This window comes from Enterococcus sp. AZ128, assembly GCF_051714485.1.
Lineage (GTDB): Bacteria > Bacillota > Bacilli > Lactobacillales > Enterococcaceae > Enterococcus_A.
In genome coordinates this window covers 1,206,498-1,221,691 of record NZ_JBIORZ010000002.1, presented here as the reverse complement: position 1 = coordinate 1,221,691, position 15,194 = coordinate 1,206,498, and the positions used below count along the sequence as shown (strand labels likewise).

The following is a 15,194-nucleotide window of genomic DNA, read 5'->3' as shown; positions in this document are numbered from 1 at the left end:
TTTACCTCCTATACTAGTGATTCATAAGCAGCAACCACTTCTGCAAGCAACACTCCATCTAAAGCAGAAATAGTTTTAATCGTTTTTTCTAAACCTGCTTCTTTTATCATCGCAGCTAACTCTTCGGCCTCCGGGTCATTAGTGTTTCGATAAAGATACCCCGCCGCTATAACCGTGACTCCTGCTTTGTGGGGCAAATCAAGCACACTTAATTTTACCACTGGAGCGACTAGACGATCATTCGGCCCCAGCTTTCTAATTGGCGATCCGCCAACACGAGCAATTTCGTCCGAAAGTTTTTGATTGCTTTGCCGCTTCAATGTCTTTTTAATGAAATTCGCCAGCTCTTCTCGGTCAAACTGGTATTCTCGAACAAAATAAGCCATATTTTCCGCTAGAAAAAGAGTTACTAAATCCAAAATTTCCTGATCTTGAATTGCATCTTGAATCGTGTGATACCCGCGTAAGGAACCGAGATATGCGACTGCCGCATGAGCTGCGTTGACGATATACAGCTTGCGTTCAATATATGGTTGCATTTCATCGATCAAAACAACCTTTTTCAGTTCAAAAGGCGCTGCAGGATCGATTTGCTGGCGATTGATCACCCACTCATGATAAGGTTCAACAGCCGCAACCGCTTTACCCTCTACTATTTTTCCGAGCGATTGTCGATCAATCGCTGTATTAACAAAGTAAGCAAATTGATCAAAATCCATTTGTTCTTCTTGAGTAAGCAAATCATAAACTTCTTTTTTCAAGATATCACTAGCATTAATCACATTTTCATTGGCCAAAATAGTGATGCTGCGTTTTTGTTTAAAGCGTTTCCTTAACCCATTTGCAATCGTTGGTGCAATCGTTGACAAATTGTTTGCGCCAACCGAAGTAGTTAAAATATCTGCATCTTCAATTGCAGAAACCACTTTTTCTGATTCAGTTATACTATTTAAAGCTTTTACCCGATCTACAAATTCAGTTGTCTCGCTGTCATCAATAATCTCAACAGCATACCCGCCATCCTGATTCAGTTGTTTGATCAGTTCATCTTTCGTATCAACGAAACAAAGATCAAAGCCATTTTGATGTAACACTTGACCAATAAATCCTCGACCGATATTTCCAGCACCAAAATGCACTGCGTTCATTCTCTTCACCTACTCCAAATTAGCATGATATTGCCACAAGCTATGCATATCGATCTTTTTTTCCTCTACCATCATCAAAGCAATACTGTCTCCTAACAATAGTAGACATTGTTCAAAAAGACTGGTCATCGGTTGAACAGAAGGAATCTCTCCCGGTAATGCCAATTTTGTTTGAACTGGTATTCGGACGAACAAATCCGTGTATTCCTTCATTGAACTATCCGCGTTCGACCCAATATGGGCCACTTTTACATCAAAATTTTTCGCTTTTTTCGCAATGGCCAATGGAAAAGAACTTTCTCCGCTGCCTGATCCAACGATCAACAGATCTTTTTCAGTGATTGCAGGTTCAGTTATTTGACCAACTACAACTGTTTGAACACCTAAATGTGCTAAACGTTTAGCAATTCCTTCGAGAGATAACAGTACACGACCAACACCGACGAAGAATACCCGCTCAGCTTTTTCAATCGATGTAACTAACTGCTCTACATCTTTTACCGCTATATTATCTAAAGTTGCCGCAATTTCATCTACGATTTTTTGTTCTACACTCTTAAACACCAGTAGTTTCCCTCCCTATCTCACTAAAGTCGCTTTGTTTATTGCTTCAGTCACCAATTCGTGATTCTCTGCTAATGTGTTCTCGGAGATGAATAGGCTCGTACTTCCTAATACTAAGTTTGTTGCACCAGCAGCCACTAAGTCTGGAATCGACGCCAGCGATACACGTCCATCAACTTGGATATCGATCGCCACACCTTCATCCTCCATCAACTTTCGCAGATCTCTAATTTTTTTAAGAGCATAAGGAATTTGTTTTTCTGCTTTATTCGTTGCAAAACCCGGATTGATCAGCATTAGACATACTCGGTCTATTTCCGGTAAAACATAATCTAAAACGGTCAACGGCGTTGCAGGGTTTAGAGCTACACCAACTTTTGTTCCTGTGTTCTTAATCAATTGAATATAGCGATCAACATGTAAACTTGTCTCATGATGAAATGTGATTCCTTCAACGCCAATGTTCAACATTTCATTGATAAAAAACTCATTATCCTTCGACATAATGTGTACATCAAAATCCATCGAGGTAATTTCCCGCATTCGTTTAATCGTCTCGATTCCTAAAGGCATGCTTGGACTAAATACCCCATCAATCACATCAATGTGTAGAGTAGCCATCCCGACCGCTTCCAACTCATTGATGCTTTTTTCTAAATTTACTAAATCCCCACACATGATCGAAGGCGATAAATTGATGTTCTTCTTCATAAAGTTCCTCCTACTTTCAATCAGTCCACCGAGTTCATCCGGAAAAATCGGCGTTATTCGAATGTCGTACACCCTTTACTTACAAACTCATTGTAATCGCTTAACAATCACAAGTCAACACAAACACGCAAATATTTTATTTTTATATGCACGTTTATGCGTGTATATCAGTTGTACACTGAACTAAATTGACATAAAAGCGCATACGTGGCATGATAAACGGGAAGAAACAAGAAGGAGTGCGCAGTGTGTTAAAAGAAGAACGTCATCAAAAAATTGTCGATCTATTGAATATCGAACAAAAAGTAATTGCCAGTGATTTGAGCCAACGCTTTAATGTATCAGAAGATACAATTCGGCGAGACTTAAAAGAATTGGATGGTCAAGGACTATTAAAAAGAGTTCACAGCGGTGCCTTACGTGTCGGACCACCTATCACTGATTTCAATTATCGTGAAACCGTGGCTAGTGATCGCAAAAAAGAGCTGGCACATAAAGCTCTTCCCTTTCTGAAAGAAGACTCTGTCATTATTATTGATGGCAGCACAACGAACTTAGCATTAGCGAAAGAAATTCCGCAAGATTTCCGAGCAACGATCATTACCAACAGTCCGCCAATCGCGATGGAGTTAGCTCAACATACTAATATCGAGATCATTAACATCGGCGGCGTATTCTACAAACAATCTATGATCAACATCGGTGTACAGGCCTACAAGCAGTTGCAAAACATTCGAGCAGATCTTTATGTCATGGGTATCTATAATCTCGATTTAGATGCTGGTACAAGTGTGCCGACCACGCAAGAATCCGAAATCAAACGAGAGATGGTCCGCATATCCACCGAAGTTCTCGGAATGATTACCAACGATAAGTTTGGCACCATCAGCAACCATATCGTTGGACCAGTTGATGACTTGACCTATCTAATCTCAGAAGAAATCCCTGATAAGATTCGTAAAGAATACAACAAACAAAAAATTGTATTGATTGACTAGTAAACCAGTTCAAACCTCAAAAAATAGAAAAAGCCGAACAAACGTATACCATCGAAATAGATAGTAATATGCTTGTTCGACTTTCGTTTTATAAAGTACTTCTCAAAAAAACTTTCGATTAATTAAGTTTTAAATCAAATCCTCATCTAGAATCGTTCCCTCAATTACAATATTCGTATCGCCAATCAAGTACAGGTTATCATTGACAACATTTACTTGAAGCTGTCCACCTAAAACTTCAATCACTACTGGATCGTTCTTAACTAAACCTTTCTTAGTCAGCGCATAGGCTGTTGATCCCGTTCCTGTTCCGCAAGCTAAAGTAAAGTCTTCAACACCTCGCTCATAGGTTCGCTCCACAACAGTCTGATCAGGTAAAATATCGTAAAAATTCACGTTTGCACCTTTTTCAAAAACAGGATGATTACGCAGTTTTTTAGCAAAATCAATCATCGTTTCTAATTCTGTCATCGCTAAATCAGGAATATGAACAACCAAATGGGGTATCCCTGGATCACCTAATTCAACGTAATCCACTGTTATTCCTTTCCCATCAACTTGAATCATTTTTTCTGCTTCAAAAACCGTTGGTGTGTTCAATTGTACGCGATAGGTCCGAGCATCTAAACGTTCTGCAGGAACATCGCCCGCAATCGTTTCGATAATCATTTTTTCTTTCGTGATTCCGGTCTCATATGCCCAACGAGCCACACAACGAGCACCATTTCCACACATTTCCGCTTCAGAACCATCCGCATTGAAAAATCGGGCGAAAAAATCACCAGCACCGCGGGCCGTTTCGATCGCAATCAAGGTATCTGCTCCAACTGAAACGCGTCGTGTACAAACACGTGCAGAAAACTTTGTCAATTGCTCACTAGAAAAGTTTAGTTTCTGATTATCGATCAAAATAAAATCATTTCCAGCGCCTTGCATTTTATAAAAGGGTACCTTCATGCTCTCGCCTCATTTCACGTGTTTCTATTTCAAAAAGCTTGGAAGCTCTTCATTTTGAATAATCTGATCCAATGTTTGCCGTTTTACAATAATCTCGGACTGCCCTGCTTTTGTCAAAACGACTGCTGGAATCGCCAGCTTATTATAATTGCTGGCCATTGAATACCCGTAAGCCCCCGTTGAGAATGTCGCGAAAATATCACCCACCTCAACTGCTGGCAACTCAATATCCTTAACTAAAATATCGGTACTTTCACAGGCTTTTCCCGAAACAGTCACTTTTTCAACTACTTTCTCTTCAGCTTTATTCGCTAAAACACCTGTGTATTCCGCTTCGTAAAGTCCCGGACGAATATTATCTGTCATACCGCCATCGATACTTACATATTTCCGCAAGCCCGGAAGCTCTTTGATCGCACCAATTTTATGCAAGCTGATCCCTGCTTCAGCAACGATACTACGGCCGGGTTCAATAACAACAGCTGGTTGCGGGAATTGTTCTTTATCACAAAATTCTAGAACCTTTTCCATCATCGGGTCTGTAAAATACCTGAAGGACTTCGGTTGATCCTCATCAGTATAGCGAACACCAAATCCGCCGCCGAAATTCAATTCCTTGATCGTATAGTTAAAACGCTCTTTCACCATTTTCACCAAATCCAACGCAATAGCCACCGCTGCTAAATGCGCATGGTTATCGAATAATTGGCTGCCGACATGGAAATGGAAGCCTAAGAAGTTCACTTCTGGTGTTTCGATCGCATTTTGAATCTGCGGAAACAATATTGCTTCATCAATCGGAATACCGAATTTTGAATCCTTTTGTCCCGTTGAAATAAACGAATGAGTCTGAACATTGACTTCCGGTGTGATTCGGAACAAAACATCCACCACTTTTTGTTTTTCTTTCGCGATTGCCGCGATCAAATCCACTTCCTGCAAACTGTCGACAATGATCCGACCAACGCCATAATCAATCGCCATCTCTAATTCTTCTATTGATTTATTATTTCCATTCATCTCAATATGCTCAGCAGGAAAATCACCCTTAATCGCGGTATAAAGCTCTCCATCCGAAACAACATCCAAAGAAAAACCTTGCTGCTGAATAATTTTTAACATCGCTAGAGTTGAAAAGGCTTTACTAGCAAACGCTACTCGTACATTTTCGTACTTTTCAACAAAATCCCGCTGCAGTTCTTTGCATTTCTCTTCTATTAAAGTTTGCGAAAAAACATAAAGCGGTGTGCCAAATTTTTCCGCCAATTCAACTGTGTCACAGCCATCCCACATCAAATGTCCATTATTTGTTTCAAATTCCATTATAAGCCCCCTCAATTAATGATTATTCAATCCTACGATCAAATTCACATATGTCTGAATCCCTAGTAACAGATTCACTTCATCAAACTTCATCTTGCCACTATGCAGCGGATACGTGTAGCCCTTTTCTTCATCCCGAATCCCCAAGAAGAAAAACATGCCGGGAATTTCCTGCTGATACATCGAAAAATCTTCAGCAATTAAATAGGGCGGTGTCTCTACATAGTAATCCGCCGCCACTTTTTCCAGCGTCTCCACCATTTTCGGATCATTATCCACCACTCGGTACATATGATTGAAATCGACTATCGCTTCACAACCATATCCTTTCGCGATCTCACCTGCTAATAGTTCCGTTCGACGAACAACCTCATGATAAACTGCATCATCAAACGCTCGCATCGTCCCATGTAAAACGACCTCTCTAGCCACGATATTCATCGCTTCTCCGCCATGAATCGTTCCAAAAGTCAAAACAACATTATCTAACGGACCTATATTTCTTGCTAAAATACTATTTAATCCAGAAATCACTCCAGCAGCTGCAACTATCGCATCTTCTCCAAGTTGAGGCTGTGCACCATGCGTGCTGACACCTTTAATTGTAATCGTTACTTCTGCATTCCGTGCCATCATCGGACCTGGACGACAAGAAATTTTTCCAGCCGGTAGATCCGGAAAAACATGTAATCCGACGATTTCTTCTACACCTAATTTTTGTAAAATTCCTGATTTCATAATTAATTCAGCGCCTCCCGGTCCCTCTTCAGCCGGTTGGAAAACAAAAACAAGGGTTCCTTGAATTTTCTCAGGATGCTTATGCAAATACGCAATAAATCCCAGCAAAGTCGCCATATGTCCATCATGCCCGCAAGCATGCATCTTGCCTGGTGTTTTTGAAGCAAAATCATAGCCTGTCTGTTCTTCCACCGGCAATGCATCGATATCTGATCGAAATGCCAGTGTTTTTCCAGTTTTAACTCCTCGTAAGACCGCGATCGTACCTGTTTCAATGACTTCATAGGTTTCTGTGATACCAAAGGATGCCAATTTCTTTCGAATATAAGCAGCCGTTTGCTTTTCTACCAGACCTAATTCAGGTATCTGGTGTAATTCACGGCGCATCGCAGTAACTAATTCTTCTAATTCTTTGACTTCCGTATCAATCATCGTCTCACTCATTTCCATAAATATTCTTAGAATAATGCTTTTTAGATTAGAAATTCATTGATAGTTTCTCATATTATAGTATAGATTGCCCTTTTGGTCATTAATTTGTTTCGCAAATTTTCAGTATATAAGAAGAAAATTTTTCCGATTCCATTCATTTGCTATAAATACGAATGCGGTCAGGTGGTTTATTATTCTCTAACCATCTGACATACAGGATCTAACCGCCATTATCAATCCAACTAACTTCATTATTTCTTACATTTACTCTATACCTAAATTGTCTTTTCATAAGCAAAAAACTGACAAAAACACAGTAATTGTGTTTTTGTCAGTTTTCTCTTAATCCTCAAAGCCATTATTATCCGCAACTGCCCTATACCAATGCCCAGATTTTTTGATCGTTCGTTGACCTTCGTTCTTAATATCTACCGAGATAAAACCATAGCGATTTTTATAGGCATTCGTCCATGACCAGTTATCCATACAAGTCCACATATGATACCCCAAACAATTCGTTCCCTCTTGAATCGCTTGATGAACATACTTCAAATGATCCGAGACAAATTCAATTCGATAGTCATCATCGATTTGTCCGTTTTCATTGATGTAGCGTTCTTCGCCCTCAACACCCATTCCATTCTCTGAAATAAAGCAACGAATATTGCCATAGTTTTCTCGTGTATTCGTTAGAATATCGTAAATCCCTTTTTCATAGATTTCCCATCCACGATAAGGATTTATTTTCTTGCCCGGCAGATCATAATTATCAAAATAATCATCCGGCATTGGCCCATGGGTAGGATCGATTGGCGTTTCTTTTGCTTTGATACGACGCGGTTGATAATAGTTAATCCCCAATAAATCGACGGTATTATTTTTGATAATACTCAAATCACCTTCTTGAATTTCAGGAACGATCCCCAATTCTTTTACTACTGCTACTAAGTCTGTTGGAAATTCCCCCTTCACTGCCGGATCGAGAAATGAACGATTGAAAAAGGCATCCGCCATTTTAGCAGCCTTAACATCTGCTGGATTATTTTCATCTCTTGGGTAACTAGGGGTTAAATTCAAAATGATTCCGATTTCACCATCGAGTCCCAACTCGCGATACACTGCAATAGCCTTCGCACTAGCCAGATTTTCATGATAGCCGACCATCACTGCCTCTTCCATGATAACGTGATTTGGATAATGGAATTGATAAAGATAACCGCCTTCCACCGGCACGATTGGTTCATTGTGGGTGAACCATTTTTTTACACGATCACCAAACAGTTCAAAACAAATTTTTGCGTAGGAAACGTAAGCATCTACGGTCTCTCGATTGGTCCATCCGCCTTTTTCTTGCAAAGTCAGAGGCATATCAAAATGATATAAGTTTAAAAATGGTTCAATACCGTTAGCAATCAATTCATCAATATAATGATTATAAAAATCAACAGCTGTTTGATTTACTGCACCAGTCCCCTCTGGAATCAAACGACTCCACTGGATCGATGTACGAAAAGAATTATGGCCAATTTGCTTCATCAATTGGATGTCCTCTTGATATTTTTCATATACTTGTGAGGTTTTATCAGGCCCTACTTGATCAAAAAAATTATCCGATTCTAATTCATACCAATGATCCCAAATATTTTCACCCTTGCCATCACCTTTTATGCGCCCTTCAGTTTGCGGTCCGCTCGCAGACGACCCCCACCAAAAATCTTTCGGAAATGTGTACTTCAAACTGTTCTCCTCCTCATTCATTTTAAAGTAATTCTTTTTCTATAGAAAAAACTTATACCATCGTGTCAATCACTTATTTAAAACAATTGAATCCGTTTACTGGTAGAATTGACAATCGCGAAAAACAGGATGGATATCCCACCTCTCCCACTCATCATAACAAACTTTCAATAAAAATCAATCATATTATATATATGACTAGACATATTAAATGAAACATGCTAAATTAAAGCTGTAATCGATTACAAAAAAATCTAGAGGTGAAGAAAATGAATGGTTTTATGGATAAACTAGCAGAAAAAATCATGCCCTTAGCAAATAAGTTAGGGCAAAATCGTTATCTGACTGTACTTAGAGATGCCTTTATGCTGTCATTCCCGTTAACTATGTTTGGATCAATTGTTGTTGTTGTGAATAATCTGCCTTTCTTCAATGACGCTACTAAAGGTACGTTAAGTGAACTTTTTGGCAATGGACAAAATGCAACGATGAGCATCATGTCCGTATTTGTTACATTCGGAATCGGCTATTATTTATCGGAATCATATGAAGTTGAAGGAATTTTCGGCGGTGCCGTTTCCTTCGCGAGCTTTTTAATCTTGACGCCTTTTGCAATGTCATTAGAGAACGGCGAGGAAATCAGCGGTGTCTTATCATTGGATCGACTTGGAGCAAAAGGAATGTTCATCGGCATGATCGCAGCATTCCTCGCGGCAGAGATTTATTGTCGCATCACTAAACGGGGCTGGCAAATCAAGATGCCTGATGGTGTCCCGCCCGCAGTAACAAAATCTTTCGCGGCGCTTATTCCCGCGGTTCTAACTTTAACTGTATTTTTGATCGTAAATGCAATTATGACTGGCCTCTTCCATGCAAATCTACATGACGTTGTCTATGATGTCATTCAGAAACCTTTGACTGGACTTGGCAGTAGTTTGCCAGCTACTTTATTAGCCCTTTTCTTAGTACAATTTTTATGGTTCTTTGGCTTACACGGTCAAATCATCGTCAATTCGGTCATGGATCCGATTTGGAATACCTTGATGTTGGATAATTTAGAAGCTTATAAAGCAGGTAATCCATTGCCTCATATCATTTCAAAACCATTCATGGAAACATTTACCGTTGGTTTAGGCGGTTCTGGTATGACTTTAGCAGTCGTTATCTTGATGGCCTTTGTTCTGAAGAAAAAACAATACCGAGATGTTGGACGCTTGGCCCTTGCTCCAGGAATTTTTAATGTGAATGAACCTGCCATTTTTGGATTGCCAATCGTTTTGAACGCGACTATTCTGATTCCTTGGGTGCTAGCACCGCTAGTTGTTACGACATTTAATTACTTAGTCATGGCAGCCGGAATTGTTCCTGCACCAACCGGTGTATCTGTTCCATGGACTGTCCCAATCGTCGCAAGTGGTATTTTGGCAACGAATTCATGGTTAGGCGGAGCTTTGCAAGTCCTTGATTTCATTATCGTTGGTCTGATCTGGTATCCATTCTTGCGTATCCTAGATCGTCAACCAAATTACGATATCGAATAAATTATCGAAAAGTTAAGGCAAAATAAAAAAGTTTGTCTTAACTTTTTTCTGCATTGTATAGACATTTTAACTCAGGTATAATCATAATGAGGTGAGGATGTTGCCAAAATACGAAGAAATCGCAAATACATTACGAAATCGGATAAAAAGTGAAACCTATCCAGCCGGCTCTTTATTGCCAAAACAAATCGAATTAGTGAAAGAATTTTCTGTCAGCCGCATGACTGTTCAAAAAGCTTTAGAAATTTTAACATTAGAAGGGTTATTATCATCTAAAAAAGGAGTAGGAACGACCGTCTTACACCATCCTTTTCTAACAAAAGATACTTCTTTCTTGTCCTACTACGAAGGCCTAAGCACAGAGATGGAAAAAGCGAATCGAAAACTGGAAAGCAAAGTAATTGAGTTCAATGTTGAGTTTCCTGATGCCTCTATTCAAGAAAAATTACACATTTCTGAAGAAGAACCGATCTATAAAATTATTCGCCTGCGAATTTTAGATGATCAGCCATTTGTTCTAGAACATACGTACATGCCAATCCAAGCGGTACCTAATCTGAAAAAAGAAATCATTGAATCTTCAATCTACCAATATATTAAAAATGAACTTGGGATTAAAATCACTGGTGCCTATCGCACCATCCGAGCAGACAAAAGCTCCGCATATGATCAGAAATATCTAGCGTGCAAAGAGGATGATCCTGTTTTGGAGATTCGGCAAATCGCTTATCAGCAAAATGGTACCCCTATTGAGTATTCTCGTAGCCGCAATCGTTTTGATGTACGGGATTATTCTTTCCTTGATATGAAAGGTAATTAATTTTGAACAGAAAAGAAGCCTATTCCTTTTGAAATAGGCTTCTTAGAATATAGATAAACTGCATTCTATTATTCATACAATGAATAAAAATATAAGCTATCAGATAATTAAATTATCTGATAGCTTATTAGTCATTAACTTGGTATTTGCTGTTTAGACAATATTTTCGCCTAATATTATTTTAGGCATTGTGGTTAAACAACGGTTCCATCGTTTATAGAATTTCTCTATACCAAGTTTTGATACTCTTGCATGGATCTCTTCGTTTTCTAATACCCAGTATAATACGTAAGTTACCTTGCCCACGTTTCTTGTAAGGCGAACAGGTGCTTCCCCTTCCTTAACGGCATTAAAATCCTTTTGCCTATGAGTGCGTTTTATGTAATGAACCTCAATAACGCCATCTTGATTTAAATAAAAATCAGCAACTTCTTTCATTAACTCTTCAATTTCATCTAGCTTTGTTAATTTTGCTTCGTATATACATATTTCGTTAAACATAATATACCTCCGTGAATTCAAATTTACTTAAATTGTAACAGAGTTTAAAAAAAATAAATCACTGTATATGCATTCTTCTAATCCAAAGCACTTCATAATACAAATACTAAGGATTCTAAATTTTTCCCGCCTTAAAACTTAAAAAAATGAAGCAAATCCCTACTAACACTTTATGATCGTTAAGTGACCCTCATAAGAATGAACCATCGATTTCTTTAATGAATCATAGAAACATTAATTGGTTAAACAAGATTCTCAGACGTCAATTTAGTCATTTTTAAATATTCAAACCTCCAAAAGATTGATGAATAGACCTTGTGAATCCGACCATTTTAGTTGCCCCTCTCAATAGCTGCAGAAAAAATAAAGGCATTTCGAATAATACTTAATAAAATAAAGCCAGACGCTCCAATTGCTTTCGATTTAGAAAGTTTATCAATATTTTGCTTTATAATCGTATTTCAGTGGGGGCTGTTGTCTTCAAATGATAAGGCTGAAAAGTATCATCTCTTGGCTTCTTCATATAAGTAAAATTTATCGTTACCCAACGTTTTGACTATAATCCCTTCCTCCTTTTATACTTCCGATGCAATCAAAATTTAGGAGGATTTATTTATGCTTACAGGTTTAAATTTACTGAATAACCCATTTTTAAATAAAGGCACTGCCTTTACAAAAGAAGAACGTGCAAAATATGCAATCACTGGTATGCTTCCTAGCACTGTTCAAACATTGGAACAACAATCCGTTCAAGCATACGGTCAATACCTAAGCAAACCATCAGACTTAGAAAAACGGATTTTCTTGATGAACGTATTTAACACAAACCGGACATTATTCTTCAAATTAATGGGGCAACATCTCGTTGAATTTATGCCGATCGTTTATGATCCAGTCGTTGCAGATTCCATTGAACAATACAATGAAATCTTTGTAGAACCGCAAGACGCTGCTTTCCTATCTATCGACGATCCAGAAAGCATCAAAGACAGCTTGAAAAACGCTGCAGACGGTCGCGATATTCGTTTGATCGTCGTAACTGACGCAGAAGGAATTCTAGGTATGGGCGACTGGGGTGTCAACGGTTTGGATATCGCGATTGGTAAATTGATGGTCTACACTGCTGCTGCTGGCATCAATCCTGCACAAGTACTGCCTGTATCAATCGATGCTGGTACAAACAACGAAACATTATTGAACAATCCGCTTTATTTAGGGAATCGCCATGCTCGTGTGGAAGGCGATACTTACTATGACTTTATCGATCAGTTCGTTGAAGCAGCAACAGACCTTTTCCCTGAATTATTATTACACTGGGAAGATTTCGGACGCGGCAATGCCGCCAACATCTTAGAAAAATATCAAGGCAAAATCACTACGTTTAACGATGATATCCAAGGAACTGGGATCGTTGTGCTAGCTGGTGTTTTAGGCGGTTTAAATATTTCTGACGAAGCGTTGAAAGACCAAACAATTTTAACGTTCGGTGCTGGTACTGCTGGTGTCGGTATTGCGAATATCTTACTTAAAGAGATGGTCCGTCAAGGAACACCCGAAGAAGAAGCTCGCAAACACTTCTACCAAGTCGATAAACAAGGTCTACTATTTGAAGACACAGAAGGCTTAACTCCTGGACAAATCCCATTTGCCAGAAAACGCGAAGAATTTACTAACAGCGTTGAATTGACAAACTTAGAAGTAGTTGTAAAAGAAATCCACCCAACAATTATGATCGGAACGTCTACTCAACCAGGTGCGTTCAGTGAAGCAATCATCAAAGATATGGCTGCACACACACCACGTCCAATCATTATGCCTTTATCAAATCCGACAAAATTAGCTGAAGCAACGGCAAAAGATTTGATCGAATGGACGGATGGTAAAGCGTTGATTGGAACTGGAATCCCAGCTGACGACGTTGAATACAAAGGTGTTACTTATCAAATTGGTCAAGCGAACAATGCCTTAATGTACCCTGGACTAGGTTTAGGTCTGATCGCTTCAACTTCTACTCGTGTAAATGATGAAATCATTTCTCAAGCAAGCCGAGCTCTAGGCGGTATCGTTGATGTGACAAAACCAGGTGCATCCATCTTGCCTCCAGTAGCAAAAATCACTGAATTCTCTCAAATTATTGCCGAAACAGTTGTAAAATCTGTGATCGATCAAAAACTGAATCGTGAAAAAATTACTGATGTTAAAACTGCTGTTGAAGCAGCAAAATGGGTTCCTGAATACAAAGACTAATCACGCCCTCTTCCCCAATGATTGGTTTATTTGATAAAAAACTCTCTAAAATGAGGGAGTAGATATTCTCTACTCCCCCTTTTTTATGAATTCATAGATAGTTTCATTAAAGAAAGGATCTTTTAAAATGGCACAAAAAGAAACAGCAACTGCGCTGCCAGTTGAAGAAAAAAAGACCAGCTTCTGGTCAACTAAAATCACAGGCGTTAGCCTTCCCATTTATTTGATCATGGTCGTTGTTCTAATCGTGGCGATGGCTTTAGGGAAATTACCAACAAACATGATCGGCCCGATCGCTATTCTTGTAATCTTTGGGAACTTATTCCACTTTATCGGCAACAAAATTCCGATCGTTAAAAGCTATTTAGGTGGTGGATCAGTTTTTGCGATCTTTGCTTCTGCTGCAATTGCGACTTTCGGTATTTTACCTGATGAGGTTGTGAAATCAACTCAAAACTTTGTCAGCAACATGGGCTTCTTAGACTTTTACATTGCAGCTTTGATTACTGGTAGTATCCTTGGTATGAATCGTAAATTATTGATGAAAGCTTCTGTTCGTTTTATTCCCGTAGCACTTATTTCAATGGTCGTTTCTTTCTTTGCTGTAGGGTTGGTGGGGATGTTGATCGGTAACGGCTTTGCGAATTCTGTTCTCTATATCTCATTGCCTGCAATGGCCGGTGGTGTTGGTGCCGGAGCAGTTCCATTATCAACGATTTATGCTCATGTCTTAGGAACCGATGCTTCTTCGATTATTTCCCGCTTGATCCCAGCAACAGCCATGACCAATGTCTTAGCAATTATTGGTGCTGCTTTAGTTGCTCGTGCAGGTCAATCATTACCTAAATTGAACGGTAACGGAAAACTAATGGAAAAAGGCGATCTTGGCGATGGCAAACCGCGTGAAGTAAAGCCCGATATCGCTCAGCTTGGTGTAGGGATGATGGTCGCCTTGACCTTCTTCATTTTGGGGCAAATCTGTAATTTCTTCGTTCCAAAAATCCATGCCTATGCTTTCATGATCATCATCGTCGTTATTTGTAAAATTACGAATGTCTTACCTGAATATTATGAGGACGCAGCAATCATGTTCAACAACTTGATCGTTAAAAATTTGACTGCCGCTGTACTTGCCGGTATTGGTATTGCCTTGTTGAACTTAAATGTTCTAGCTTCTGCATTAACATGGCAATTTGTTGTTTTATGTTTAACAAGCGTGGTCGTTATTTCATTGGTTTCCGGCTTCGTTGGTCGTCTATTTGGTCTGTACCCTGTCGAATCAACTATTACTGCTGGACTATGTAACAATTCAATGGGCGGAACCGGTAATGTTGCCGTATTATCTGCCGCGAACCGAATGGAACTAATCGCTTTTGCACAAATGGGTAACCGCTTAGGCGGAGCGATTGTTTTAATTATTTCTGGATTTTTGATGCAGTTATTCTCATAAAAATAAGCAAAGATGAAGTGTGCTGCT

At 39.1% G+C, this 15,194-nt stretch carries 13 protein-coding genes; 5 read left to right on the top strand and 8 right to left on the bottom strand.

Annotated elements, in window-relative coordinates:
* Positions 1-8 precede the first annotated feature (8 nt).
* From IGI38_RS17615 to IGI38_RS17605, 3 genes are read right to left on the bottom strand one after another with little or no spacing between them, the layout of a single operon-like run.
* Positions 9-1,148: a mannitol-1-phosphate 5-dehydrogenase gene (locus tag IGI38_RS17615; protein ID WP_438732960.1), complete on the bottom strand. Its 1,140-nt coding sequence runs from the start codon at positions 1,146-1,148 to the stop codon at positions 9-11.
* A 9-nt stretch (positions 1,149-1,157) separates the two neighbouring features.
* On the bottom strand, positions 1,158-1,715 hold the full coding sequence (hxlB, locus tag IGI38_RS17610) for a 6-phospho-3-hexuloisomerase (protein ID WP_438733401.1): 558 nt from the start codon (positions 1,713-1,715) through the stop codon (positions 1,158-1,160).
* Positions 1,716-1,727: 12 nt separating this feature from the next.
* The gene (locus IGI38_RS17605) at positions 1,728-2,423 is read right to left on the bottom strand and encodes a ribulose-phosphate 3-epimerase (protein WP_438732959.1); all 696 of its coding nucleotides are present in this window, start codon (positions 2,421-2,423) and stop codon (positions 1,728-1,730) included.
* 248 nt (positions 2,424-2,671) lie between these two features.
* Here IGI38_RS17605 and IGI38_RS17600 point away from each other — a divergent pair, with 248 nt between their 5' ends.
* The gene (locus IGI38_RS17600; protein WP_438732957.1) at positions 2,672-3,421 is read left to right on the top strand and encodes a DeoR/GlpR family DNA-binding transcription regulator; all 750 of its coding nucleotides are present in this window, start codon (positions 2,672-2,674) and stop codon (positions 3,419-3,421) included.
* Between the two features lie 129 nt (positions 3,422-3,550).
* On the opposite strand, the gene dapF is transcribed toward IGI38_RS17600, so the two are convergent.
* The 4 genes from dapF to IGI38_RS17580 form a co-directional block, all read right to left on the bottom strand.
* Entirely contained in the window at positions 3,551-4,378 is an 828-nt protein-coding gene (gene dapF / locus IGI38_RS17595) for a diaminopimelate epimerase (RefSeq protein WP_438732956.1), read from the bottom strand.
* 24 nt (positions 4,379-4,402) lie between these two features.
* Complete coding sequence (gene lysA, locus IGI38_RS17590) at positions 4,403-5,701, bottom strand: diaminopimelate decarboxylase (protein WP_438732955.1); 1,299 nt, start codon at positions 5,699-5,701, stop codon at positions 4,403-4,405.
* A gap of 15 nt (positions 5,702-5,716) precedes the next feature.
* On the bottom strand, positions 5,717-6,889 hold the full coding sequence (locus IGI38_RS17585) for a M20 metallopeptidase family protein (protein WP_438732954.1): 1,173 nt from the start codon (positions 6,887-6,889) through the stop codon (positions 5,717-5,719).
* A gap of 324 nt (positions 6,890-7,213) precedes the next feature.
* Positions 7,214-8,629, bottom strand: a complete 1,416-nt coding sequence (locus IGI38_RS17580) for a glycoside hydrolase family 1 protein (RefSeq protein WP_438732952.1) — start codon at positions 8,627-8,629, stop codon at positions 7,214-7,216.
* Positions 8,630-8,877: 248 nt separating this feature from the next.
* Between IGI38_RS17580 and celB the strand changes: the two genes are divergently transcribed.
* A complete protein-coding gene (gene celB / locus IGI38_RS17575; protein WP_438732951.1) occupies positions 8,878-10,149 on the top strand; it encodes a PTS cellobiose transporter subunit IIC in 1,272 nt (423 codons plus the stop codon).
* 100 nt (positions 10,150-10,249) lie between these two features.
* Entirely contained in the window at positions 10,250-10,969 is a 720-nt protein-coding gene (locus tag IGI38_RS17570; RefSeq protein ID WP_438733400.1) for a GntR family transcriptional regulator, read from the top strand.
* Positions 10,970-11,122: 153 nt separating this feature from the next.
* Here IGI38_RS17570 and IGI38_RS17565 read toward each other — a convergent pair whose 3' ends face one another.
* Complete coding sequence (locus IGI38_RS17565) at positions 11,123-11,470, bottom strand: hypothetical protein (protein WP_438732949.1); 348 nt, start codon at positions 11,468-11,470, stop codon at positions 11,123-11,125.
* Between the two features lie 615 nt (positions 11,471-12,085).
* Between IGI38_RS17565 and IGI38_RS17560 the strand changes: the two genes are divergently transcribed.
* Positions 12,086-13,717 carry a malolactic enzyme gene (locus tag IGI38_RS17560; protein WP_438732947.1) on the top strand — a complete coding sequence of 544 codons (1,632 nt, stop codon included), beginning with the start codon at positions 12,086-12,088 and terminating at the stop codon, positions 13,715-13,717.
* A 127-nt stretch (positions 13,718-13,844) separates the two neighbouring features.
* The gene (locus IGI38_RS17555) at positions 13,845-15,167 is read left to right on the top strand and encodes a 2-hydroxycarboxylate transporter family protein (RefSeq protein WP_438732945.1); all 1,323 of its coding nucleotides are present in this window, start codon (positions 13,845-13,847) and stop codon (positions 15,165-15,167) included.
* Positions 15,168-15,194 lie beyond the last annotated feature (27 nt).

What these genes read in the sequence shown, in the direction of transcription:
- IGI38_RS17585 (WP_438732954.1), bottom strand. Translation starts at nt 6,889, where the DNA reads ATGGAAATGAGTGAGACGATGATTGATACGGAAGTCAAAGAATTAGAA.
- celB (WP_438732951.1), top strand. Translation starts at nt 8,878, where the DNA reads ATGAATGGTTTTATGGATAAACTAGCAGAAAAAATCATGCCCTTAGCA.
- IGI38_RS17565 (WP_438732949.1), bottom strand. Translation starts at nt 11,470, where the DNA reads ATGTTTAACGAAATATGTATATACGAAGCAAAATTAACAAAGCTAGAT.
- IGI38_RS17615 (WP_438732960.1), bottom strand. Translation starts at nt 1,148, where the DNA reads ATGAACGCAGTGCATTTTGGTGCTGGAAATATCGGTCGAGGATTTATT.
- IGI38_RS17555 (WP_438732945.1), top strand. Translation starts at nt 13,845, where the DNA reads ATGGCACAAAAAGAAACAGCAACTGCGCTGCCAGTTGAAGAAAAAAAG.
- IGI38_RS17560 (WP_438732947.1), top strand. Translation starts at nt 12,086, where the DNA reads ATGCTTACAGGTTTAAATTTACTGAATAACCCATTTTTAAATAAAGGC.
- dapF (WP_438732956.1), bottom strand. Translation starts at nt 4,378, where the DNA reads ATGAAGGTACCCTTTTATAAAATGCAAGGCGCTGGAAATGATTTTATT.
- lysA (WP_438732955.1), bottom strand. Translation starts at nt 5,701, where the DNA reads ATGGAATTTGAAACAAATAATGGACATTTGATGTGGGATGGCTGTGAC.
- IGI38_RS17580 (WP_438732952.1), bottom strand. Translation starts at nt 8,629, where the DNA reads ATGAATGAGGAGGAGAACAGTTTGAAGTACACATTTCCGAAAGATTTT.
- IGI38_RS17605 (WP_438732959.1), bottom strand. Translation starts at nt 2,423, where the DNA reads ATGAAGAAGAACATCAATTTATCGCCTTCGATCATGTGTGGGGATTTA.